The 22,802-nt window shown below is 68.1% G+C and carries 21 protein-coding genes and 1 tRNA gene; 19 read left to right on the forward strand and 3 right to left on the reverse strand.

Features of this window, described 5'->3' with window-relative positions; genetic code table 11:
- Positions 1 to 299: 299 nt before the first annotated feature.
- A tRNA-Leu gene (locus AC07RV_RS08410) sits at positions 300 to 384 on the reverse strand.
- Between the two features lie 81 nt (positions 385 to 465).
- On the opposite strand from AC07RV_RS08410, the gene rnr reads away from it, so the two are divergent.
- Together rnr and AC07RV_RS08420 are read left to right on the forward strand one after the other, a co-directional pair.
- Positions 466 to 2,733, forward strand: a complete 2,268-nt coding sequence (gene rnr / locus AC07RV_RS08415; RefSeq protein ID WP_371268787.1) for a ribonuclease R — start codon at positions 466 to 468, stop codon at positions 2,731 to 2,733.
- Positions 2,734 to 2,798: 65 nt separating this feature from the next.
- Positions 2,799 to 3,560, forward strand: a complete 762-nt coding sequence (locus tag AC07RV_RS08420) for an SDR family oxidoreductase (protein WP_209541413.1) — start codon at positions 2,799 to 2,801, stop codon at positions 3,558 to 3,560.
- 7 nt (positions 3,561 to 3,567) lie between these two features.
- On the opposite strand, the gene AC07RV_RS08425 is transcribed toward AC07RV_RS08420, so the two are convergent.
- Entirely contained in the window at positions 3,568 to 5,037 is a 1,470-nt protein-coding gene (locus tag AC07RV_RS08425) for an NAD(P)H-hydrate dehydratase (protein WP_296776582.1), read from the reverse strand.
- A 32-nt stretch (positions 5,038 to 5,069) separates the two neighbouring features.
- Between AC07RV_RS08425 and AC07RV_RS08430 the strand changes: the two genes are divergently transcribed.
- Positions 5,070 to 5,501: a hypothetical protein gene (locus tag AC07RV_RS08430; RefSeq protein ID WP_296776579.1), complete on the forward strand. Its 432-nt coding sequence runs from the start codon at positions 5,070 to 5,072 to the stop codon at positions 5,499 to 5,501.
- A 3-nt stretch (positions 5,502 to 5,504) separates the two neighbouring features.
- Here AC07RV_RS08430 and AC07RV_RS08435 read toward each other — a convergent pair whose 3' ends face one another.
- Positions 5,505 to 6,758, reverse strand: a complete 1,254-nt coding sequence (locus AC07RV_RS08435; RefSeq protein ID WP_093342274.1) for a D-amino acid dehydrogenase — start codon at positions 6,756 to 6,758, stop codon at positions 5,505 to 5,507.
- A gap of 445 nt (positions 6,759 to 7,203) precedes the next feature.
- On the opposite strand from AC07RV_RS08435, the gene rpsB reads away from it, so the two are divergent.
- The 16 genes from rpsB (at position 7,204) to AC07RV_RS08515 (ending at position 22,590) form a co-directional block, all read left to right on the forward strand.
- Positions 7,204 to 7,956, forward strand: coding sequence for a 30S ribosomal protein S2 (rpsB, locus tag AC07RV_RS08440; RefSeq protein ID WP_093342273.1), 753 nt, complete (start codon positions 7,204 to 7,206; stop codon positions 7,954 to 7,956).
- Between the two features lie 79 nt (positions 7,957 to 8,035).
- On the forward strand, positions 8,036 to 8,959 hold the full coding sequence (gene tsf, locus AC07RV_RS08445) for a translation elongation factor Ts (RefSeq protein ID WP_093342272.1): 924 nt from the start codon (positions 8,036 to 8,038) through the stop codon (positions 8,957 to 8,959).
- Between the two features lie 102 nt (positions 8,960 to 9,061).
- Positions 9,062 to 9,784 (forward strand): UMP kinase, encoded by a 723-nt coding sequence (gene pyrH, locus AC07RV_RS08450; protein ID WP_057591659.1) that lies wholly within the window; start codon positions 9,062 to 9,064, stop codon positions 9,782 to 9,784.
- A gap of 12 nt (positions 9,785 to 9,796) precedes the next feature.
- The gene (gene frr / locus AC07RV_RS08455; protein ID WP_093342271.1) at positions 9,797 to 10,357 is read left to right on the forward strand and encodes a ribosome recycling factor; all 561 of its coding nucleotides are present in this window, start codon (positions 9,797 to 9,799) and stop codon (positions 10,355 to 10,357) included.
- Positions 10,358 to 10,365: 8 nt separating this feature from the next.
- On the forward strand, positions 10,366 to 11,103 hold the full coding sequence (uppS, locus tag AC07RV_RS08460) for a polyprenyl diphosphate synthase (protein ID WP_296776571.1): 738 nt from the start codon (positions 10,366 to 10,368) through the stop codon (positions 11,101 to 11,103).
- A gap of 27 nt (positions 11,104 to 11,130) precedes the next feature.
- Positions 11,131 to 11,976 (forward strand): phosphatidate cytidylyltransferase, encoded by an 846-nt coding sequence (locus tag AC07RV_RS08465; protein WP_296776568.1) that lies wholly within the window; start codon positions 11,131 to 11,133, stop codon positions 11,974 to 11,976.
- Positions 11,973 to 13,163 carry a 1-deoxy-D-xylulose-5-phosphate reductoisomerase gene (gene ispC, locus AC07RV_RS08470; protein WP_296776565.1) on the forward strand — a complete coding sequence of 397 codons (1,191 nt, stop codon included), beginning with the start codon at positions 11,973 to 11,975 and terminating at the stop codon, positions 13,161 to 13,163. Before AC07RV_RS08465 ends, ispC begins: the two co-directional genes overlap by 4 nt.
- A 39-nt stretch (positions 13,164 to 13,202) precedes the next feature.
- Entirely contained in the window at positions 13,203 to 14,633 is a 1,431-nt protein-coding gene (gene rseP, locus AC07RV_RS08475; RefSeq protein WP_296776562.1) for an RIP metalloprotease RseP, read from the forward strand.
- Positions 14,634 to 14,672: 39 nt separating this feature from the next.
- Positions 14,673 to 17,123 carry an outer membrane protein assembly factor BamA gene (bamA, locus tag AC07RV_RS08480; protein WP_093342264.1) on the forward strand — a complete coding sequence of 817 codons (2,451 nt, stop codon included), beginning with the start codon at positions 14,673 to 14,675 and terminating at the stop codon, positions 17,121 to 17,123.
- On the forward strand, positions 17,123 to 17,686 hold the full coding sequence (locus AC07RV_RS08485; RefSeq protein ID WP_093342263.1) for an OmpH/Skp family outer membrane protein: 564 nt from the start codon (positions 17,123 to 17,125) through the stop codon (positions 17,684 to 17,686). The genes bamA and AC07RV_RS08485 overlap by 1 nt, the downstream gene beginning before the upstream one ends.
- Before the next feature lie 14 nt (positions 17,687 to 17,700).
- Complete coding sequence (gene lpxD, locus AC07RV_RS08490) at positions 17,701 to 18,678, forward strand: UDP-3-O-(3-hydroxymyristoyl)glucosamine N-acyltransferase (RefSeq protein ID WP_296776556.1); 978 nt, start codon at positions 17,701 to 17,703, stop codon at positions 18,676 to 18,678.
- Positions 18,675 to 19,154 (forward strand): 3-hydroxyacyl-ACP dehydratase FabZ, encoded by a 480-nt coding sequence (fabZ, locus tag AC07RV_RS08495; RefSeq protein WP_177239286.1) that lies wholly within the window; start codon positions 18,675 to 18,677, stop codon positions 19,152 to 19,154. The genes lpxD and fabZ overlap by 4 nt, the downstream gene beginning before the upstream one ends.
- Before the next feature lie 10 nt (positions 19,155 to 19,164).
- Entirely contained in the window at positions 19,165 to 19,953 is a 789-nt protein-coding gene (lpxA, locus tag AC07RV_RS08500) for an acyl-ACP--UDP-N-acetylglucosamine O-acyltransferase (protein ID WP_296776553.1), read from the forward strand.
- A gap of 10 nt (positions 19,954 to 19,963) precedes the next feature.
- Positions 19,964 to 21,112, forward strand: coding sequence for a lipid-A-disaccharide synthase (lpxB, locus tag AC07RV_RS08505; protein ID WP_203201197.1), 1,149 nt, complete (start codon positions 19,964 to 19,966; stop codon positions 21,110 to 21,112).
- Entirely contained in the window at positions 21,084 to 21,800 is a 717-nt protein-coding gene (rnhB, locus tag AC07RV_RS08510) for a ribonuclease HII (protein ID WP_296776540.1), read from the forward strand. Before lpxB ends, rnhB begins: the two co-directional genes overlap by 29 nt.
- A gap of 4 nt (positions 21,801 to 21,804) precedes the next feature.
- On the forward strand, positions 21,805 to 22,590 hold the full coding sequence (locus AC07RV_RS08515) for a TrmH family RNA methyltransferase (protein WP_296776537.1): 786 nt from the start codon (positions 21,805 to 21,807) through the stop codon (positions 22,588 to 22,590).
- Positions 22,591 to 22,802 lie beyond the last annotated feature (212 nt).

The following is a 22,802-nucleotide window of genomic DNA, read 5'->3' on the forward strand; positions in this document are numbered from 1 at the left end:
CAGAAGAGGACTCGAACCTCCACGATGTTACTCGCTAGTACCTGAAACTAGTGCGTCTACCAATTCCGCCATCTGGGCATTTCAGGAAAGCCTACGAGTATATCAAATCAAAAACGATTTTCTCGCGGCCTCGCAATTTTGTGCGCACGATGATGCGTTCACGACACAGGCTCGGGTGCGCGGACTGACCGCGCGCCATCGGACGATGTCGATGACGACCATGATCGGAGCGGGCAAGAAAAAAGCCACCGGAGACCGGTGGCTTGAATCGAAGGACTCGATGAGAGTCTATTTAAACTTGGTGCCCAGAAGAGGACTCGAACCTCCACGATGTTACTCGCTAGTACCTGAAACTAGTGCGTCTACCAATTCCGCCATCTGGGCCCGCATACTTGCCGAAGCAGGTACGCTTTGAATTTCAGGAAAGAAGGAGATCATATCAAAAATAATGTCACTTCCAGCGGCTTGCTGGATGAATTCGAAGGCTCGGTTCAGGGCCATCGCGACGGACATGGCTTCGTGCAACGCGACGACGGCGAAGCCGACATCTATCTGCCCCCCAACGAGATGCGCGCGGTCCTGCACAAGGACCGCGTCAAGGCGCGCGTGGTGCGGCTTGACCGCCGCGGTCGCCCCGAGGGGCGCGTGGTCGAGATCATCGAGCGCCCCGAGCAGCCGATCATCGGCCGCCTGCTTCACGAGGGCGGCATCTGGCTCGTGGCACCGGAGGACAAGCGCTACGGCCAGGACGTGCTGATTCCCAAGGGCGCGACCGGTCCCGCCAAGGTGGGGCAGGTGGTCGTGGTGCAGCTCACCGAGCCGCCCGCGCTCTTCGGCCAGCCCGTGGGCCGGGTGAAGGAAGTGCTCGGCGAGATCGACGATCCCGGCATGGAGATCGAGATCGCGGTGCGCAAGTACGGCGTGCCGCACGAGTTCTCCGAAGCGTGCCTGGCCGAGGCCAAGGCGCTGCCCGAGAAGGTGCGTCCGGCCGACAAGAAGGGTCGCGTCGACCTCACCGACGTGCCGCTGGTCACGATCGACGGCGAGGACGCGCGCGACTTCGACGACGCCGTGTACTGCGAGCCCGCGAAGGTCGGCCGCGGCAAGGGCTGGCGCCTCCTGGTTGCGATTGCGGACGTCAGCGCCTATGTGCGCACCGGCTCGGCGATCGACATCGATGCCTACGACCGCGCCACCAGCGTGTACTTCCCGCGCCGCGTGATTCCGATGCTGCCCGAGAAGCTCTCGAACGGCCTGTGCTCGCTGAACCCCGAGGTCGAGCGCCTGTGCATGGTCTGCGACATGCTGGTCGCCGCCGATGGCGAGATCTACGCCTACCAGTTCTATCCGGCCGTGATGTTCAGCCACGCGCGATTCACGTACACCGAAGTGGCGGCCATCCTCGGCAACACGCGCGGCCCCGAGGCGGCCAAGCGCAAGGAGCGCGTCAAGGACCTGCTGAACCTCGCCGACGTCTACAAGGCCCTGCTCAAGCAGCGTGGCAAGCGCGGCGCGGTCGACTTCGAGACCACCGAGACGCAGATCATCTGCGACGACGCAGGCCGCATCGAGAAGATCGTGCCGCGCACCCGCAACGAGGCGCACCGCCTGATCGAGGAAGCGATGCTCGCGGCCAACGTCTGCAGCGCCGACTTCATCGCCGAGGGCAAGCACCCGGGCCTGTACCGCGTGCACGAGGGCCCGACGCCCGAGAAGAAGGAAATCCTGCGCGGCTATCTGAAGGCGATGGGCGTGGGCCTGAGCATCACCGACGATCCGGCGCCCGGCGAGTTCCAGGCCATCGCCGAGGCGACCAAGGAGCGCCCCGACGCGCAGCAGATCCACACCATGCTGCTGCGCTCGATGCAGCAGGCGATCTACACGCCGATCAACAGCGGCCACTTCGGCCTGGCCTACGAGGCCTACACGCACTTCACGAGCCCGATCCGGCGCTATCCCGACCTGCTGGTGCACCGGGTGATCAAGGCCATCCTCGGCAAGACGCGCTACCAACTGCCGATGCTGCCGACGCCGGGCGAGGCGCATGCCAAGCTCGCCAAGCGGCTGGCCTCGCGCGTGAAGGCGCCGACCACCAAGCCGCAGAAGGCCACGGTCGCACCGACCAAGGAAGTGCAGGCCTGGGAGGCCGCCGGGCTGCATTGCAGCGCCAACGAGCGCCGCGCCGACGAGGCCAGCCGCGACGTCGAGGCCTGGCTCAAGTGCAAGTACATGCGCGAGCACCTCGGCGAGGAATACGGCGGCGTGGTCACCGCGGCCACCACCTTCGGCATCTTCGTCACGCTCGATGCGATGTACGTCGAGGGCCTGGTGCACATTACCGAGCTCGGCGGCGAGTACTTCAAGTTCGACGAGATGCGCCAGGAGCTGCGCGGCGAGCGCACGGGCATCCGCTATGCCATCGGCACGCGGGTGCGGGTGCAGGTCAGCCGCGTCGACCTCGATGGCCGCAAGATCGATTTCCGCCTGGTGCGAGAGGGCGAGGAGCTCACCGCGCGCGCCATGAAGGACAAGGGTGCCGCGTCCGGCGGCGTGCCGGTCAAGGCCTCGGCCAAGCGCAGTTCGCGCCAGAAGGCCGAGGCGCCGAGCGGCGGCACGCGCGCCGCCGGGCGGGAACCGGCCGCGGGCGGTCCGCAGTCCGCGATGCAGGCTTTCAAGTCGGCGGTCAAGAAGGCCGCCAACAAGATGAAGGGGCGCAAGACGCGCCGTGGCTGAGTGCCCCTTTCATCGACATCCATTCCATTCGAATCCATGAACACGCCGAGAAGGAGACAACGGGCATGAGTACAGACAAGAACAAGGGCATCGCGATCGTCACGGGGGCCGGCACCGGCATCGGCCGCGCCGCGGCGCTGGCCCTTTTGGGCGACGGCTGGAGTGTGGCCCTGGCGGGCCGCCGCCTCGAGCCGCTCGAGCAGGTGGCCGAGGAATCGGGCGCCGGTGCGCGCGCCTTCGCGGTGCCGACCGACGTGGCCAGCGCCGAGTCGGTGCAGGCGCTGTTCGGCGCCACCGTCGAGCGCTTCGGTCGCGTCGACCTGCTGTTCAACAACGCGGGCGTCGGCAACCCGCCCGGTTCCTTCGAGGACTGGACGCCCGAGCAATGGCGCGGCGTGGTCGACATCAACCTCAACGGGATGTTCTTCTGCATCCAGCAGGCCTTCCGTACGATGAAGGCGCAGACGCCCAAGGGCGGCCGCATCATCAATAACGGCTCGATCTCGGCCACCGCGCCACGGCCGAACTCGGCCGCCTACACGGCGACCAAGCATGCGGTCGAGGGCCTGACGAAGACGGCGTCGCTCGACGGGCGCAAGCACGACATCGCCGTGGGCCAGATCGACGTCGGCAACGCCATGACGGAGCTGGCCGCGCGCATGGCCAAGGGCGTGCCGCAGGCCAATGGCGAGCTCGCGGTGGAGCCGCTGATCGACGTGAAGATCGTCGGCCAGTCGGTGCTCTACATGGCGAATCTGCCGCTCGAGGCCAACGTGCTGTTCCACACGGTGATGGCGACGAAGATGCCCTTCGTCGGCCGCGGCTAGAAGCCCGTCAGCGGGAGGACTGGCGCGCCAGCGCGCCGGCCGTCAGCGGCGGCGCGTCGGCCGGCCAGGTGTCGGCCAGGTGGCCGTGATGCCAGGCCGCTTCCCAGGCGGCGTCGAAGGCGCCGCGGCCCGCCGCCAGTCCCGCCCCGACCATGCCGGCGAGCACGTCGCCGGTGCCGGCGCTCGCGAGGCGGGCATTGCCGGTCGGATTGAGGACGGGCACCGTGCCCGAGTCGTCGGCGACGATCGTTCCCGACCCCTTGAGCACCACGACGGCGCCCGTCTGCGCCGCCAGCCGGCGCGCGGCCGCCAGGCGATCGGCCTGCACCTCGCCGGCGGTGCCGCCGAGCAGGCGCGCCGCCTCGAGCGGATGCGGCGTGAGCACCGTGGGCCGACCGCGTTTCGTGCGCGCCTTCAACTGGGTCCGCAAGCCGTCGTCGCTCGCGATCGCGTTGAGCGCATCGGCATCGAGCACCAGCGCGCGGGCGGTCGACAGCACGCGCGGCAGCAGCTCGCGCACCGCGGTGCCGCCGCCACAGCCGCAGACCACGGCCATCGCCGAGAGATCGAGCGAACGGGCGTCGCGCAGCATCAGTTCGGGCTGAGCGAGGTCGACCGGCGCCGCGCCCGGATCGAGCAGGCCGACGAAGGTGCGGCCCGCGCCCGCATGCAGCGCGGCGGAACCGGCCAGCAATGCCGCGCCGGCCATGCCCGATGCGCCGCCGATCACGGCCACGTCGCCATAGCTGCCCTTGTGGGAGGCGTGGGCGCGCGGGACGAGCGATGGCGCGCCCGGCAGGCGCGCCACGGGTGATTCGCTTGTCACGCCGCAGCCGAGGTCGTCGAACCAGATCTCGCCGGCAGCGTCACGGCCCTGGGCCGTGAAGAGGCCGGGCTTCAGAGTCAGCAGGCTCAGGCAGATGCGCCGCGATGCCGCGCTTTGTGCCAGAAGATCGTCGCCGTGCGAAAGCGTGCCGGTGTCCGCATTCAGGCCCGATGGCACGTCCACCGCGAGCACTGGATGCGCCTCCCCATGCATGCGGCGCAGCCACTCGGCCATCGCGCCTTGAGGTGGGCGGATGGCGCCGATGCCGAGCAGCGCATCGATCGCGAGTTCGTAGCGCGCGGGCGGCTTCGAGGCGAAGACGACGCCCGCATCGCGAGCCCGCTGCAGCGAGGCCTTCGCGTCGGCCGGCAGGCGGGCCTCGTCGCCCGCGAAGCTGACGACGGCCTCGAACCCGCGTTGCCGCAGCTGCGCGGCCGCCTCGAAGCCGTCACCGCCGTTGTTGCCCGGCCCGCAGGCCACCCAGACCGTGCGGGCGTGCGGCGCGATCGCCATTGCGAGCCGTGCCACGGCCAGCCCGGCGCGCTGCATCAGCGCGTGAGCGGGCAGGGCGGCCGCGGCGGCCTGCTCGATGCGGCGCGTGGCAGCGAGGTCGAACAGGTCGGCTGCGGTGGCGGAGGTGATGCGATGCATCGGGCGATTCTGCCCCTGCCTATGATCGCGCGATGAAACGTCTCGGGCTCCTCGGCTGGCTGATCGCGTTGCTGCTTGCGTGGTTCGTGGCCTTCGTTGTCACCAGCATGGTGTTGAGCGAAGGCCTGGCTTGGGCGCTGGGGTGGCTGGCCATCGTCTGGGCCGTGTTCCTGCTGGCCGAATCGCTGCGATGGGTGCCGCTGCGCGACCTGGCCTGGGCCGCGAGTGTCGGCTGGGGCTTCGGGCTGATCCGCTGGCTCGATCCCATGATCGATGGCGCCGCGGGTGCGTGGCGCTGGCTGCTGATGGCGGCGGACCTGCTGTGCCTGGCCGTGTGCGTGCTGGTCGCGCCCGCGTTGCTGTCCGGGCTGGCCCGGCGTCTGCGGCCGCCGGAGCCGCCGCCGCTGCCGGTCGAGCGGCCGGCTACTCACCCGCGCCAGTGGGGCCCGAAGGACGAGGCCTGAGTCTCAGGACCCGAGCCGCTCGACGCCCAGCCCTTCGAGGTCCACGCCAGGGTCCTGCCCGGCGATCAGATCGGCCACCACGCGCGCGCTGCCACACGACAGCGCCCAGCCGCTGGAGCCGTGGCCGAGGTTGAGCCACACACCCGGAATGCCGCTTGCGCCGAGCACCGGCGGCCCGTCGGGCAGCATCGGCCGTGCGCCTTTCCACTGCTGCACGCCCGACTGCAGGGTCGCCGCGCCCGGGAACCAGTCCTGCAGCACCTTGTAGAGCGTGAGGATCGCGGGCTGGCTCAAGGTGTCGGCCGAGCCGCCGATTTCGGCGCTGCCGGCCACGCGCACGCGCTGGCCGAGGCGCGAGATCGCGACCTTGTAGCGTTCGTCCATGATCGCGCTGCGCGGCGCGTTGAGCGGCTCGCGCACCGGCGCGCTCACCGAATGCCCGTAGACCGGCGCCATCGGGATCCGCAGGCCGAGCGGGCGCAGCAGCGAGGCCGAGCCGAGCCCGGCGCAGACCACCACGGCATCGAAGTGCAGCGCATCGGAACCGCTGGCCAGCGACAGCGAGGTGGGCGCGGCGCGGCTCAGCGGCGCGATGTCGCAGTTGAAGTGGAACTGCGCGCCGAGCGACTCGGCCTCCCACTTGAGCAGCAGCGCGAACTGGCGGCAGTTGGCGACCTCGTCCTCGGGCAGGTGGATGGCGCCGGCCAGTGGCGTGTCGGGATTGAGGGCGGGCTCGATCAGCCGGGCCTCGTCGGCATCGACCTCGCGGAACACGCTGCCCGCGCTGCGCAGCACCTCGAGGCCGGGCTGGACCAGCTTGCGCTCGCGCTTGGAGCGCAGCAGCACCAGGTAGCCGTCGCTGCGCTCGTAGCTGAGTTCGCGGGCCTCGCTCACCTCGTGCAGCCGGGTGCGGCTGTAGAAGGCCAGGCGCTGCATGCGCGCGCGGTTCGCGAGGTAGGTTTCGAGCTTGCAGGCCTTCTGCCAGCGCGACATCCAGCCGAGGTCGCGCGAGGACAGCGGCCAGCGCAGCTTGATGGCGCCGTGCGAGGACAGCAGCGAGCGCAGCACCTTCAGGCGCATGCCGGGCGCTGCCCAGGGCGTGACGTAGCCGGGCGCCACCACGCCGGCGTTGGCGAAGCTGGCTTCCTCGGCGGCGGCGCCCCGGCGTTCGAAAACGGTCACTTCATGGCCGTCGGACGCCAGCTCCCAGGCGGTGGTGACACCGATGATGCCGGCGCCCACGATCGCGATTTTCATTGAGATTCAGGATAAAAAAGAGTGCTGACGTCCATCTGACGAAGGTGCCTAGCTATTGTTTTTGCAGCAGCCATGCCGTCTCGTCGTGCAGCGCAGCATGCCAGAGCATTGGCGCCCCGGGGCGTTCCCCGGGTACACGGCGGGGCATCGAGGGCGCGCATCCGTCGAACGGCGTCCGACGGGCGGCTGGAAGGTGGGGCTTCGGGATCTGGCAAGGCGTGCGGGGCAGGGGTGTCCGAGGTGCGTGCTATACTCTTTGGGTTTCGCTCACGCGGTACTTCATCTGTCAAGACGGAGCGCCACACCGACGAAACACATTCGCAAACCAGCCCAATCAAGGTGTTGCGACCTCGCTGATGCAGCGTTGCCGGCCAAGCCGGCATGCAGTGTCCAGCGGAGTGCAAAAACGGGCTGGATTTTAGACCCAACCTTCGGAGTAACTTCAATGTCCGTCACCATGCGCGAAATGCTGGAAGCCGGTGTCCATTTCGGTCACCAAACCCGCTTCTGGAACCCCAAGATGGCCCCGTTCATCTTCGGTCATCGCAACAAGATCCACATCATCAACCTGGAAAAGTCGCTTCCGATGTTCCAGGATGCGGCCAAGTACGCCAAGCAGCTGACGGCCAACCGCGGCACGATCCTGATGGTCGGCACGAAGCGCCAGGCGCGCGAAATCGTCGCTGCCGAAGCCCGCCGCGCCGGCGTGCCCTTCGTCGACACCCGCTGGCTCGGCGGCATGCTGACCAACTTCAAGACCGTCAAGACCTCGATCAAGCGTCTGAAGGACATGAAGGCCCAGCAGGAAGCCGGCCTCGACAGCCTGAGCAAGAAAGAGCAGCTCACCTTCACCCGTGAAATCGAGAAGCTCGAGAAGGACATTGGCGGCATCCAGGACATGGCTGCGCTGCCCGACGCCATCTTCGTGATCGACGTGGGCTTCCACAAGATCGCCGTGGCCGAAGCCAAGAAGCTCGGCATTCCGCTGATCGGCGTGGTGGACTCCAATCACTCGCCCGAAGGCATCGACTACGTGATCCCTGGCAACGACGACTCGTCGAAGGCCGTCACGCTGTACGCCCGTGGCATTGCCGACGCGATCATCGAAGGCCGCAACAGCGCGACCAGCGACGTGGTCAAGGCCATCGCCGAAGGTAGCGACGAATTCGTCGAAGTCGAAGAAAGCGCTTCGGCCTGAGCTGCGCGTCCCCGCGCCTGAAGAAGGGGCTTCGTTGCCCCTTTTTTTTAATCTGATTTTCTGAATACGGAGAGAAACAATGGTTGCAATCACCGCAAGCATGGTCGGCGAACTGCGCGCCAAGACCGACGCGCCGATGATGGAGTGCAAGAAGGCTCTGACGGAGGCCGACGGCAACATGGAAAAGGCCGAAGAGCTGCTGCGCATCAAGCTCGGCAACAAGGCCGGCAAGGCATCGAGCCGCATCACCGCCGAAGGCGTGGTGGCTGCCTATGTCGACGACGCCGCCGGCGCGATGATCGAGATCAACTGCGAAACCGACTTCGTCACCAAGAACGACAGCTTCCTGGCGCTGGCCAATGCCGCTGCCAAGCTGGTCGCGCAGAACAACCCGGCCGACATCGCCGCGCTGGGTGCGCTGGCCTACGAGCAGGACGGCTTCGGCCCCACGCTCGAGGACGTGCGCAAGGGCCTGGTCGGCAAGATCGGCGAGAACATGAGCTTCCGCCGCTTCAAGCGCTTCGCCGGCAACGGCAAGCTGGCTTCGTACCTGCACGGCACGCGCATCGGCGTGGTGGTCGAGTTCGAGGGTGACGATGCCGCCGCCAAGGACGTCGCGATGCACATCGCCGCCATGAAGCCGGTGTCGGTTGCCGCGTCGGACGTGCCGGCCGAGCTGATCGAGAAGGAGCGCGCCGTGGCCGCGGGCAAGGCGGAAGAAGACCGCAAGACCGCCGAAGCCGAAGGCAAGAAGCCGCAACCCGCCGACATCGTTGCCAAGCGCATCGAGGGTGGCGTGCAGAAGTTCCTCAAGGAAGTCTCGCTGCACAACCAGCCGTTCGTGAAGAACGACAAGCAGACCGTCGAGCAGATGCTCAAGGCCGTCAACACCACCGTCAAGGGCTTCACCCTGTACGTGGTCGGCGAGGGCATCGAGAAGAAGGTCGACGACTTCGCTGCCGAAGTCGCGGCCCAGGTCGCAGCCGCCAAGGCCGCAGCCTGAGACCGTCCCCCGCCAGAAGGCGACAGCGTGCAGGTGCATGCTGTCGCCTTTTCACCGCCAAGCTCTACACTCGCCCCCGCTCACTCTTAAAGGAAATTGCCCATGTCTGATCCCCGCCCAGCCCACAAGCGAATCTTGTTGAAGCTGTCGGGAGAGGCACTGATGGGCGACGACGCCTTCGGCATCAACCGCGCCACCATCGTGCGCATGGTCGCGGAAGTGGCCGAGGTCGTGAACATGGGCGTCGAGGTGGCGGTCGTGATCGGCGGCGGCAACATCTTCCGCGGCGTCGCGGGCGGCTCGGTCGGCATGGACCGCGCCACGGCCGACTACATGGGCATGCTGGCCACGGTGATGAACTCGCTGGCGCTGGCCGATGCCATGAACAAGCAGGGGCTGGTGGCGCGCGTGATGTCCGCCATCGCCATCGAGCAGGTGGTCGAGCCCTACGTGCGGCCCAAGGCGCTGCAGTACCTCGAGGAAGGCAAGGTCGTGGTGTTCGCTGCCGGCACCGGCAACCCCTTCTTCACCACCGACACCGCCGCCGCGCTGCGCGGCGCCGAGATCGGCGCCGAGCTGGTGCTCAAGGCGACCAAGGTCGACGGCGTCTACAGCGCCGACCCGAAGACCCATCCCGACGCGACGCGCTACGCCAGCCTGACCTTCGATCAGGCCATCGCGCAGAATCTCGGCATCATGGACGCGGCAGCCTTCGCGCTGTGCCGCGACCAGAAGCTGCCGATCAAGGTGTTCTCGATCTTCAAGAACGGCGCGCTCAAGCGCGTCGTCATGGGCGAGGACGAGGGCACGCTGGTGCATGCCTAGGAGTATTTGAGAATGACCATTGCCGATATCCGCAGCACGACCGACGCGAAGATGAACCAGTCGATCGCTGCCTTCCAGAACAACCTCACCAAGATCCGCACCGGCCGTGCCAACGCCGCGCTGCTCGACTCGATCCACGTCGAGTACTACGGTTCGCAGGTGCCGCTGAGCCAGGTGGCCAACGTGTCGGTGCTCGACTCGCGCACGCTGAGCGTGCAGCCCTGGGAAAAGGGCATGGGCGCCAAGATCGAGAAGGCCATCCGCGAAAGCGACTTGGGTCTCAACCCGGCCTCGATGGGCGAGCTGATCCGCGTGCCGCTGCCGGCCATGAGCGAAGAGCGCCGCCGCGAGATGACCAAGCTGGTGCGCAACGAAGGCGAGAGCGCCAAGGTCGCGACGCGCAACCTGCGCCGCGATGCCAACGAGTCGGTCAAGAAGCTGGTCAAGGACAAGCTGGCTTCGGAAGACGACCAGAAGCGTGCCGAAGCCGAGATCCAGAAGGTGACCGACCGCCACATCGCGGAAATCGATCGCCTGATCGCGGCCAAGGAAGCGGAGATCATGGCCGTTTGAGGCTGCCCATGGCCGCCTCCAAGCCGCAGACCATTCCCCACCACATCGCCATCGTCATGGATGGCAATGGCCGCTGGGCCACGCGGCGCTTCCTGCCCCGCGTGGCAGGGCACAAGCAGGGCGTGGAGTCGCTGCGCCGCTGCGTCAAGGCCTGCGTCGACCGCGGCGTGCGGGTGCTGACCGTGTTCGCCTTCTCCTCGGAGAACTGGAACCGCCCGCCCGAGGAGGTCTCGGGCCTCATGGACCTGATGGTCGGCGCGCTGGCGCGCGAAGTGCCCAAGCTCGGCCGCGACGGCGTGCAACTGCGCTTCGTCGGCGAGCGCGGCGGCCTGTCGCCGAAGATGGTGAAGGGGCTGATCGACGCCGAGAACGCCACGGCGATGAACGAGCGCCTGGTGCTCAACGTGTGCTTCAACTACGGTGGCCGCTGGGACATCGCCCAGGCCGCTGCCAAGCTGGCCGAGCGCGGCGAACCGCTGACCGAGCTCAACCTCGACCGCGCGATGGCGCTCGCCCACGTGCCCGATCCCGACCTGTTCATCCGCACCGGCGGCGAACAGCGGCTGTCGAACTTCCTGCTCTGGCAGAGCGCCTACGCCGAACTGTTCTTCAGCGACAAGCTCTGGCCCGAGTTCGACGAGGCCGCGCTCGACGAGGGCATCGCCGCATTCCAGAACCGCGAGCGCCGCTTCGGCAAGACATCGGCGCAGGTCACGACCAACGCCCGATCGCGCCAGACGGCCTGAACCTCTCTCCCCGGACGACCCCGCTGCATGCTCAAGCAACGCATCCTCACGGCGATCGTCCTGCTGGCGATCCTCCTGCCTGCGCTTTTCTATCCTTCCTATGTTCCCTTCGGCTGCGTGATGCTGGTGCTGATCGGCGCCGCGGCCTGGGAGTGGGGGCGCCTCAACGGCTATGGCCAGCGGGTGTCCGTGTTCCTCGGCCTCGAGATGGTGCTGCTGTGCGCGCTCTCGTGGTGGCTCGGGCTGCTCGAGCGGCCGCTGCTGCTGCTGTGGACGCTCGCCAGCGCCGCCTGGGTGCTCGGCGGCGCGGCGCTGCTGCGCGCCGCGGTGCCGGGCTGGCCCAAGGTGCCGCGCGGCATCCGCCTCGTGGGCGGGTTGCTGGCGCTCTGGGTGGCTTGGCTGGCCGCGGTGCAGGCGCGCCTGATCGGGATCAACTTCCTGCTCTCGATCCTGGTGCTGGTCTGGGTCGCCGACGTCTTCGCCTATTTCGCCGGCCGGACCTTCGGCCTCAAGTTCACGCGGCGCAAGCTCGCACCCGCGATCAGTCCCGGCAAGAGCTGGGAAGGCGTCTGGGGCGGTATGGCGGGCGTGGTGGTGCTGGCGCTGGCCTGGGTCTGGGCCGATGCCTCGGCGCAGGCCGCGGTGGCCAGCCTCTACAGCCGGCTGGCGACGCGCGGCTGGTGGCTGCTGCTGCTCGGCGTGGTCTTCCTGGCGGCGATGAGCGTGGTCGGTGACCTGGTCGAATCGCTGATCAAGCGCAGCGCGGGCGCCAAGGACAGCAGCCGGCTGCTGCCCGGCCACGGCGGGGTGCTCGATCGGGTGGATGCCCTCTTGCCCACGCTCCCCATTGCAATGATGCTGGCTTTTCTGTGAACACTTCCCCCAGACAACGCGTGACGGTGCTCGGCTCGACCGGTTCGGTCGGCGTCAGCACGCTCGACGTCATCGCGCGTCATCCCGAGCGCTTCGAGGTCTTCGCGCTCTCGGCCGCTACCAAAGTCGACGAGATGCTCGCGCAGTGCGCGCGCTTCTCGCCGCGCTTCGCGGTCATGGCAAGCGAGGCCCATGCGGCCGCGCTGGCCGAAAAGCTCCAACAGAACAATCTGCCGACCCGGGCCCTGTCAGGTGTCGGTGCTATCGAAGAGATAGCGTCGCACGACGAGGTCGATGCCGTCATGGCGGCCATCGTCGGCGCCGCGGGCCTCGGCCCGTGCCTGGCGGCCGCGCGCGCCGGCAAGCGCCTGCTGCTGGCCAACAAGGAGGCGCTGGTGGTCGGCGGCGACCTGTTCATGCGCACGGTGCGCGAGGGCGGGGCGACGCTGCTGCCGATCGACAGCGAGCATTCGGCCATCTTCCAGTCGCTGCCCGAGGATCCCGCCACCTGGGCGCGGCGCATCGACAAGATCATCCTCACGGCCTCGGGCGGTCCGTTCCGCACCCGCGCGCCCGACACTCTCGGCAGCGTCACGCCCGAGCAGGCCTGCGCCCATCCCAACTGGGTCATGGGGCGCAAGATCTCGGTCGACTCGGCCACCATGATGAACAAGGCCCTCGAGGTGATCGAGGCGCGGCACCTGTTCGGCGTGGCACCCGAGCAGATCGAGGTGGTCATCCATCCGCAGAGCGTGGTCCATTCGATGGTGCAGTTCACCGACGCATCGATCCTCGCCCAGCTCGGCACGCCCGACATGCGGGTGCCGATCGCCGTCGGCCTGGCCTGGCCCGAGCGCATCGAGAGCGGCGCGGCGCGGCTGGATTTCCGCCAGTTGGCCGACCTGAGCTTCGACGCGCCCGACGCGGCGCTCTTCCCGGGCCTGGACCTGGCCTGGCAGGCGCTGCGCGCGGTGCCCGGCACCACGGCCGTGCTGAACGCCGCCAACGAGGTCGCGGTCGAGGCCTTCCTGGCGCGCCGGCTGCGCTTCGATCGCATTCATGCGGTCAACATGGAAACTTTGGAGGCGGTCGCGCCCTCCAAGCCGGCGTCGCTGGCCGATCTGCTGGCCATCGACGCCAGCGCCCGCGCTGCCGCGAATGCCGCGGCGCTGCGCCTTTCCGCCTGACGCCCCGCGCGTCACCGATTTCAAGAAGCAAGGTTCCGGATGCTCACCCTCGTTGCATTCATCGTCGCGCTCGGCCTGCTGATCACCGTTCATGAATACGGCCACTACCGGGTCGCGGTCGCCTGCGGGGTGAAGGTCAAGCGCTTCGGCGTGGCCACGCTGCCGTTCGGCAGCCCCGACAGCCCCTCGCTGCTCGGCCGCATCCTCTGGCGCGTCAGCAAGCCCGTCTACGCCTGGAAGCCGCGGCGCCAGCATCCGGGCCAGGATACCGAGTTCGCCATCGGCCTGTTTCCCTTCGGCGGCTACGTGCAGATGCTCGACGAGCGCGAGGCCCCGGTGGCGCCCGAGGAGCGGCACCGCGCCTTCAACACCCAGCCGCTGCGTTCGCGCGCGGCCATCGTCGCGGCCGGCCCGATCGCCAACCTGCTGATGGCGGTGGCGCTCTACACGGCCGTCAACTGGATCGGCGTGCAGGAGCCGGTCGCAACGCTGGCGCGGCCGGTGGCCGCTTCGCTGGCCGAGCAGGCCGGACTGCGCGGCGGCGAGCACATCGCGCGCGCCGGCTTCGAGGGCGACGACCTGACCGAGGTCCAGTCCTTCGAGGACCTGCGCTGGCGCATGACCCGCGGCGCGCTCGATGGCCACGATCTGACGCTCGAGGTGGCGGGGCAGGGCGGCCAGCCGGCCCGCACCCTGGTGCTGCCGCTGAGCCGCATCGAGGCCAAGGACGCCGACGCCCAGATGTTCCGCAAGATCGGCGTGCTCGCGCCCATGACCCGTCCCGAGATCGGCGAGGTGATGGCCGGCGGCGCCGGCGAGCGTTCGGGCCTGCGGCGCGGCGACCTGGTGCGCGCCATCGGCGACACCGCCATCGTCGACGGCCAGCAGCTGCGCGAGGCGATTCGCGCCTCGGTCAAGGAGGGTAAGGCGCTCGCGCTGCCCTGGCAGATCGAACGCGAAGGCCGCGTCCAGACGCTCGAAGTCACGCCCGAGGTGCGCGACGAGGGCGGCCTGAAGGTCGGCCGCATCGGCGCCTACGTGGGGGCGCCGCCCGACATGGTGACCGTGCGACAGGGCCCGGTCGACGGCGTCTGGCGCGGCGTGGTCCGCACCTGGGAGGTCTCGGCGCTGACCGTGCGCATGATGGCCAAGATGGTTATCGGCCAGGCCTCGATCAAGAATCTCAGCGGCCCGATCACCATTGCCGACTACGCCGGCAAGTCCGCCAGCCTCGGCTTCACGCAGTACCTGGTGTTCCTCGCGCTCATCAGCGTGAGCCTGGGCGTGCTGAATCTGCTCCCGCTGCCGGTCCTCGATGGGGGGCACCTGATGTATTATCTTTGGGAGGGCCTGACCGGTAAAAGCGTCTCCGACGTCTGGATGGACTGGCTTGGGCGCGGTGGCGTTGCCCTGCTCCTGGTCATGATGTCGATTGCCTTGTTCAACGACACATCGCGGCTCTTTGGTTAACTATCTTGCCGGCCCTTTCCGCGCCGGATCAATTCACAGATGAACAAAAACTTCAGTCGCTTTCGCCTGCGTAGCGTTGCCGCACTGGTGGCCAGCACGCTCGCGGCCACGGCAGCCTGGGCCGTCGAGCCTTTCACCGTGCGCGACATCCGCGTTGAAGGCCTGCAACGCGTGGAGCCCGGAACCATCTTCGCGTCGCTGCCGCTGCGCGTGGGCGACACCTACAGCGACGATCGCGGTTCGGCCGCTATCCGCGCGCTGTTCGATCTGGGGTTGTTCAAGGACGTGCGCATCGACGTCAACGGCAATGTGCTGGTGGTGATCGTCGAGGAACGCCCGACCATCGCCGACGTCGACTTCGTCGGCACCAAGGAATTCGACAAGGCCGCGCTGCAGAAGGCGCTGCGCGAAGTGGGCCTGACCGAAGGCCGGCCCTACGACAAGGCCCTGGCCGACCGCGCCGAGCAGGAGCTCAAGCGCCAGTACGTGAGCCGCAGCCTTTACAACGCGCAGGTCGTGACCACCGTCACGCCGATCGAGCGCAACCGCGTGAACCTGACCTTCACGGTTACCGAAGGCGATTCGGCGCGCATCCGCGAAGTGCACATCGTCGGCAACAAGGACTTCAGCGAGAGCACGCTGCTCGACCTGTTCGACCAGGACAGCGGCGGCTGGCTCAGCTGGTACACCAAGTCGAACCAGTACTCGCGCGCCAAGCTCAATGCCGACCTCGAGACGCTGAAGAGCTACTACATCACGCGCGGCTACCTCGAGTTCCGCGTCGACTCGACCCAGGTCGCGATCTCGCCCGACCGCCAGGACCTGACGGTCACAGTCAACATCACCGAAGGCGAGAAGTTCGTCGTTGCGGGCGTCAAGCTCGACGGCAACTTCCTCGGCCGCGACGAGGAATTCAAAACCCTGGTCACGATCAAGCCGGGCGAGCCCTACAACGGCGAGCAGGTCACGGCGACCACCAAGGCCTTCACAGACTACTTCGGCACCTTCGGCTACGCCTTCGCACGCGTGCAGGCCAAGCCCGAGATTGACCGCACCAACAACCGCGTGACGCTGGTGCTGCAGGGCGAGCCCTCGCGCCGCGTCTACGTGCGCCGCGTGAACGTCGGCGGCAACACCCGCACGCGCGATGAAGTGATCCGCCGCGAATTCCGCCAGTACGAGGCTTCCTGGTACGACGGCGACAAGATCAAGCTGTCGCGTGACCGCGTGGACCGCCTGGGCTACTTCACCGAGGTGAACGTCGAAACCCAGGAACTACCGGGTTCGCCCGACCAGGTCGACCTGCTGATCACCGTGGCCGAGAAGCCCACCGGCTCGCTGCAGCTGGGCGCCGGCTACTCGAGCGCCGAGCGCGTCTCGCTGACCTTCGGCATCCAGCAGGAAAACGTGTTCGGTTCGGGCAACTACCTGGGCCTGCAGGTCAACACCAGCAAGTCGAACCGCACGATCTCGGTGACCACCACCGATCCGTACTTCACCAAGGACGGCATCTCGCGCACGATCAGCGTCTATCACAACACGACCCGCCCGTACAACACGGCGGTCGACGGCGACTACCAGCTGGTCAACCAGGGCGCCTCGATCCGCTTCGGCGTGCCGTTCAGCGAACTCGACACCGTGTTCTTCGGCATCGGCGTGGAGCGCTATGCCTTCAATGCCAAGAACACCTACGCGTTCCTGACCCCGAACTCCTACCGCAACTACTTCGGTTGCACGACGCGTCCGATCCCGAGCCTCGTGCCGGGCCTCAATTTCGACGTGATCGACGGCTGCTCGAACGACAGCGTCTGGGGCATCCCGCTGACCGTGGGCTGGGCGCGCGACGACCGCGACAGCGCGCTGGTCCCGACCAAGGGCCGCCTGCAACGTGCCAACCTCGAGGTGGGCATCGGCGGCGACATGCGGTACTTCAAGACCAATTACCAGTACCAGCAGTTCTTCCCGATCAACAAGCAGTACACCTTCGCGATCAACTCCGAAGTGGGCTACGGCAAGGCGCTCGGCGGCAAGGTCTACCCGATCTTCAAGAACTTCTACGCCGGCGGCCTGGGCTCGGTGCGCGGCTTCGAGCAGAACTCGCTCGGCCCGCGCGACGTGCCGCTGCTCGGCCAGACCGAAGGCGCCGCGCTCGGCGGTACCAAGAAGGCCATCTTCAACGCCGAACTCAGCACGCCGTTCCCCGGCGCCGGCAACGACCGCACGCTGCGCCTGTACGGCTTCTTCGACGCCGGCAACGTGTTCGGCTCGCGCTCGGCCGGCCTCACCGACGAGCAGTGGAAGGCTTCGAAGAAGATCCGCGCATCGGTCGGTCTCGGCATCAGCTGGATCTCCCCGCTCGGCCCGCTGCGGATCGCCTACGCCGTGCCGGTGCGCCAGCAGAAGGAAGTGCAGGACCCGAACACGGGCGTCATCCTGATCCCGAAGGATAGAATCCAGCGCCTGCAATTCCAGATCGGAACCTCTTTCTAATGACGCATTTGATTCGCGCCGCGGCAGGCGCGTTGCTGATTCCCGCGATGACATGGATCGCGGCGCCCGCGTGGGCGCAGGCGCAGGAAACATTTCGTATCGGCTTCGTCAATCCCGACCGCGTGCTGCGCGAGGCGCAGCCCGCGAAGGCGGCGCAGGCCAAGCTCGAGGCCGAGTTCCTCAAGCGCGAGAAGGACCTGACCACGCAGGGCGACGCCCTGAAGGCCGCGTCCGAGAAGTTCGAGCGCGAAGCCGCGGCCCTGCCCGAGAGCCAGCGCAACGCACGCCAGCGCACCCTGATCGAGCAGGACCGCGACTTCCAGCGCCGCCGCCGCGAATTCCAGGAAGACCTCAACGCCCGCAAGAACGAAGAGCTCCAGCAGGTCTACGACCGCGCCAACCGCGTGGTGAAGCAGGTCGCCGAAGCCGAGAAGTACGACGCGATCCTGCAGGAAGCGATCTACATCAACCCGAAGCACGACATCACCGACAAGGTGATCAAGGCGCTCAACGCCTCGGTGAGCACGCCGTCGTCCGCTTCCTCGCCCACGGGCGGCAAGTAACGCCGCGTACCGGCGTGGCACTGCAGCTAGGAGCCATCGTTGACGCCCTCGGGGGCGAGCTTCGTGGCGATGCGACGCTGTCCATCGAGCGCTTGTCCCCGCTCCAGAATGCACAGCCCGATGCGCTCAGCTTCCTGAGCCATCCCAAATACCAGCAGGAACTCGCGGCCTCCAGGGCCGGCTGCGTGATCGTGTCGCCCGCGATGAGCGAGGCGGCGGCCGCTCGCGGCGCCTGCATCGTCACGCCCGATCCCTACCTGTACTTCGCGCGGCTCACGCAGCTGTGGAAGGCGAGCCATGCGCGGCCCGAGGCCGAGCGCATCCATCCCTCGGCCGTGGTTCATCCCGAAACACTGGTCGATCCCACGGCCCGCATCGGCGCGCTGTGCGTGATCGAGCGCGGTGCGCGCATCGGCGCCGGCACGGTGCTGAAGTCGCGCGTCACGGTGAGCGAGGACTGCACCATCGGCGAGCGCTGCCTGCTGCATCCGGGCGTGGTCATCGGTGCCGACGGCTTCGGCCTCGCGCCGAGCAAGGAGGGCTGGGTCAAGATCGAGCAGCTCGGTGCGGTGCGCATCGGCAACGACGTCGAGATCGGCGCCAACACCTGCATCGACCGCGGTGCGCTCGACGACACCGTGCTCGAGGACGGCGTGAAGCTCGACAACCTGATCCAGATCGGCCACAACGTGCGCGTCGGCCGCAACACCGCGATGGCGGGCTGCGTCGGCGTGGCCGGCAGCGCGACCATCGGTGCCAACTGCACCTTCGGCGGCGGCGCCATCGTGCTGGGCCACCTGAGCGTGGCCGACAACGTCCACGTGTCCGCCGCCACCGTGGTGACACGCTCCATCCGCAAGGCCGGCCAGTACACCGGCATGTTCCCCATCGATGACAATGCGACCTGGGAAAAGAACGCTGCAACGCTCAAGCAGTTGCACAGCCTGCGCGAACGACTGAAGGCGCTGGAGAAGGCTCCCTCCCAACAATGAAGACGATGCAGGAACAGACCACCATGACGACGACGCTCGACATCCATCAAATCCTCAAGCTGCTGCCGCACCGCTATCCTTTTCTGCTGGTCGACCGCGTGCTGGACATGGAGAAGGGCAAGCGCATCACGGCGCTCAAGAACGTGACCATGAACGAGCCGTTCTTCAACGGCCACTTCCCGCACCGCCCGGTGATGCCCGGCGTGCTGATGCTCGAAGCCATGGCGCAGGCCGCGGCGCTGCTGTCGTTCCGTTCGCTCGACATCGTGCCCGACGACAACACCGTCTACTACTTCGCCGCGATCGACGGCGCGCGCTTCAAGCGTCCCGTGGAGCCGGGCGACCAGCTCACGCTGGAGGTCGAGATCGAGCGCATGAAGGCCGGCATCTCGAAGTTCAAGGGCCGGGCGCTGGTGGGCAGCGAGCTGGCCTGCGAAGCCTCGCTGATGTGCGCGATGCGCCAGATCAACGCCTGACGATCGGCGCATGACGCAGGTTCATCCGACGGCCATCGTCGATCCCAAGGCCGAGCTCGATCCGTCGGTTTCGGTCGGTCCCTATACCGTGATCGGTCCGCATGTGCGGGTGGGCGCGGGCACGGTCATCGGCTCGCACTGCGTGATCGAGGGCCACACGACCCTCGGCCGCGACAACCGGATCTTCCAGTTCTCCTCGCTGGGCGCGGTACCGCAGGACAAGAAGCATGCGGGCGAGCCGACCGAGCTCACGATCGGCGACCGCAACACGGTGCGCGAGTTCTGCACCTTCAACGTCGGCACGGTGCAGGACGCGGGCGTGACCCGCATCGGCGACGACAACTGGATCATGGCCTACGTGCACATCGCGCACGACTGCCAGCTCGGCAACCAGATCACCATGGCCAACAACACCACGCTGGCCGGCCATGTCCAGATCGGCGACTGGGCCACCGTCGGCGGCCTGGTGGGCATCCTCCAGCGCATGCGCGTTGGCGCGCATTCGATGATCGGCTTCGGCACCCATGTCGCGATGGACGTGCCGCCCTACATGGTGGTCGACGGCACCCCGCTGGCGGTGCGCGGCGTGAACCTGGTCGGCTTGCGCCGGCGCGACTTCTCCGCCGGGCGCATCGCAGCCATTCGCGACATGCACAAGCTGCTGTACCGCCAGGGCAAGACGCTCGAGGAGGCGCGCGCCGGCATCGCCGCGCTGGCCGCCGAAACGCCCGATGCCGCCGCCGACGTGGCGCTGATGGACGGCTTCCTCGCCACCTCCACGCGCGGCATAGCGCGCTGAGCCTCCTGCGATGACATCCAACGGGCAGCGACGCTTCGCGCTGGTCGCCGGCGAAGCATCCGGCGACCTGCTGGCCGGGCTGTTGCTCGACGGCCTCACCGCGCGTTGGCCCGGCCTGCAAACCGCAGGCATCGGCGGCCCGCGCATGCTGGCGCACGGTTTCGAGAGCTGGTGGCCGCAGGAAAAGCTCGCGGTGCGCGGCTACATCGAGGTGCTGCGCCACTACGCCGAGATCGCGGGCATCCGGCGCCAGCTCAAGGCGCGGCTCTTGCGCGAATGGCCCGAACTCTTCATCGGCGTCGACGCGCCCGATTTCAACCTCGACCTCGAGGCCGGCCTGCGCGGCCGCGGCATGAAGACGGTGCACTTCGTCTGCCCGTCGATCTGGGCCTGGCGGCCCGAGCGCATCGAGAAGATCCGCGCCGCGGCCGACCACGTGCTGTGCATCTTCCCGTTCGAGCCCGAGCTGCTGGCCTCGCAGGGCGTGCAGGCGAGCTACGTCGGGCATCCGCTGGCCAACGTGATTCCCATGACGGTCGACCGCGCGGCGGTGCGTGCCTCGCTGGGCCTCGCGCCCGACGCCCAGGTGGTGGCGCTGCTGCCGGGCAGCCGGCGCTCCGAGGTCCGCTACCTGGCGGCCCGCTTCTTCGAGGCCGCCGCGCTGATGCGCAAGGCGCGGCCCGCGCTGCGCTTCGTGGCGCCGATCCTGCCGGGCCTGCGCGCCGAGGTCGAGGCGCTGCTGAAGGCCAGCGGCCTGGGCGACGCGGTGACGCTGCTCGACGGGCAGTCGCATGCCGCGCTGTCGGCCTGCGACGTCACGCTGATCGCCAGCGGCACCGCCACGCTCGAGGCGGCGCTGTTCAAGCGGCCGATGGTCATCGCCTACAACATGAACAGCCTCTCGTGGCGGATGATGCAGCGCAAGCAGCTCCAGCCCTGGGTCGGGCTGCCCAACATCCTGTGCCGCGACTTCGTGGTGCCCGAATTGCTGCAGGAGGCCGCGTCGCCCGAGGCGCTGGCCCAGGCCACGCTCGAATGGCTCGACGCGCCCGAGCGGGTGCGCGCGCTCGAGGCGCGTTTTGCCGAACTCCACGTGCAACTGCAGCGCGATACGCCGACACTGTGCGCCGATGCGATCCAGAAAGTTCTTGAAGGCTGAACAGGCGCCCCTGGCCTGGGACGCGCCCGGCCTGCTGGCGGGCGTGGACGAAGCGGGACGCGGTCCGCTGGCCGGGCCGGTGGTGGCCGCGGCCGTGATCCTCGACGACCAGCGCCCGATCCGCGGCCTGGCCGACTCCAAGACCCTGACCGCGCTGCAGCGCGAGCGCCTGCACGACCAGATCATGGCCCAGGCGCTGTGCTGCTCGATCGCGCAGGCCAGCGTGGAGGAGATCGACACCCACAACATCCTGCAGGCGACCATGCTGGCGATGCGTCGCGCGGTCGAGGGCCTGCGCCTGAAGCCGGCCAAGGTGCTGGTGGACGGCAACCGGCTGCCCCAGCTCGACGTGCTGGCCGAGGCCATCGTCAAGGGCGACGCGCGCGTGAAGGCGATCTCGGCCGCGTCGATCCTGGCCAAGGTGCACCGCGACCGGCTCTGCGAGCAGCTGCACCAGGAGTTTCCGCACTACGGCTTCGCGGGCCACAAGGGTTACGGCACGCCCGAGCATCTCGAGGCCCTGCTGCAGCATGGCGCCTGCGTGCATCACCGGCGCTCGTTCAGCCCGGTGGCGGCCGCGCTGGCGCGCATGGCGCCGGCGGTGCCGGTGGTCCAGGTCCAATCGCCGCTGCCCGCTGTGTCGGTGCAGACCCAGGTCGTGGCCATCGAACTGCGTTCGGCGCCCTGATCCGATGATCACGCCCGCCGGCCCGACCCGCATCAGCTCGCGCGACAACCCATTGCTCAAGGACCTGCGCAAGCTGGCGCAGGATCCGGGCGCCTACCGCAAGCTGGGCCGCATCTGGCTCGAAGGCGACCATCTGTGCCGCGCGGCGCTGGCGCGCGGCGTGACGCCGGCGGTGGCCGTGTTCTCGCTGTCGTTCTGGCCGCAGGCACCGGTCGAATGGTCGCGCGATGCCGGCAAGACCGTGGTCGTCGACGACGAACTGCTGAAGGCGGCGAGCGGGCTGGAATCGCCGGCGCCGATGGGCTTCCTGCTCGAGCTGCCCGAACGGCCCGTGGTGCTGCCCGAGGCGCCCACCGTGGTGCTCGACCGGCTGCAGGACGCCGGCAACGTCGGCTCCGTATTGCGCAGTGCCGCGGCCTTCGGCTTCCAGCAGGTGATCGCGCTCAAGGGCACGGCGGCGCTCTGGTCGCCCAAGGTGCTGCGCGCCGGCATGGGCGCCCATTTCGGCCTGCGGCTGATCGAGGGCGTCGATGCCGCCGCGCTCGAGGCGCTGGCAGTGCCGCTGGTCGCCACCAGCTCGCACCGCGGCGACTGGCTGCACGAGGCGAAGCTGCCGCATCCCTGCGCCTGGTTGCTGGGCCATGAAGGGCAGGGCGTGTCGGCCGCGCTCGAGGCGCTGGCCACGCACCACATCCGTATCGCGCAGCCCGGGGGCGAGGAGTCGCTCAACGTGGCGGCGGCCGCCGCCATCTGCCTGCACGCCAGCGGCGCGGCCACCCTGAAAAGATAAGAAACATTCTCAGTTGCTCGCCGGGTTCATGCCATTGACGCATGGCTGGTGTACGGGCAAGCGAATCTTCATGCCCCGCGAGGCAAGAGGCGACGGCCGCCGGGCTACAATCGGGGGCTTACTCGCAAATCAGCGTCGCCCGGCCGCATTCCACGCCATCTTCCCCTTAAGCAGCAGTCCCAAGGCTTCAAAGCCCTGGATGCCGGGCGACC

The sequence above is a fragment of the Variovorax sp. GW821-FHT09B01 genome, from assembly GCF_059418345.1.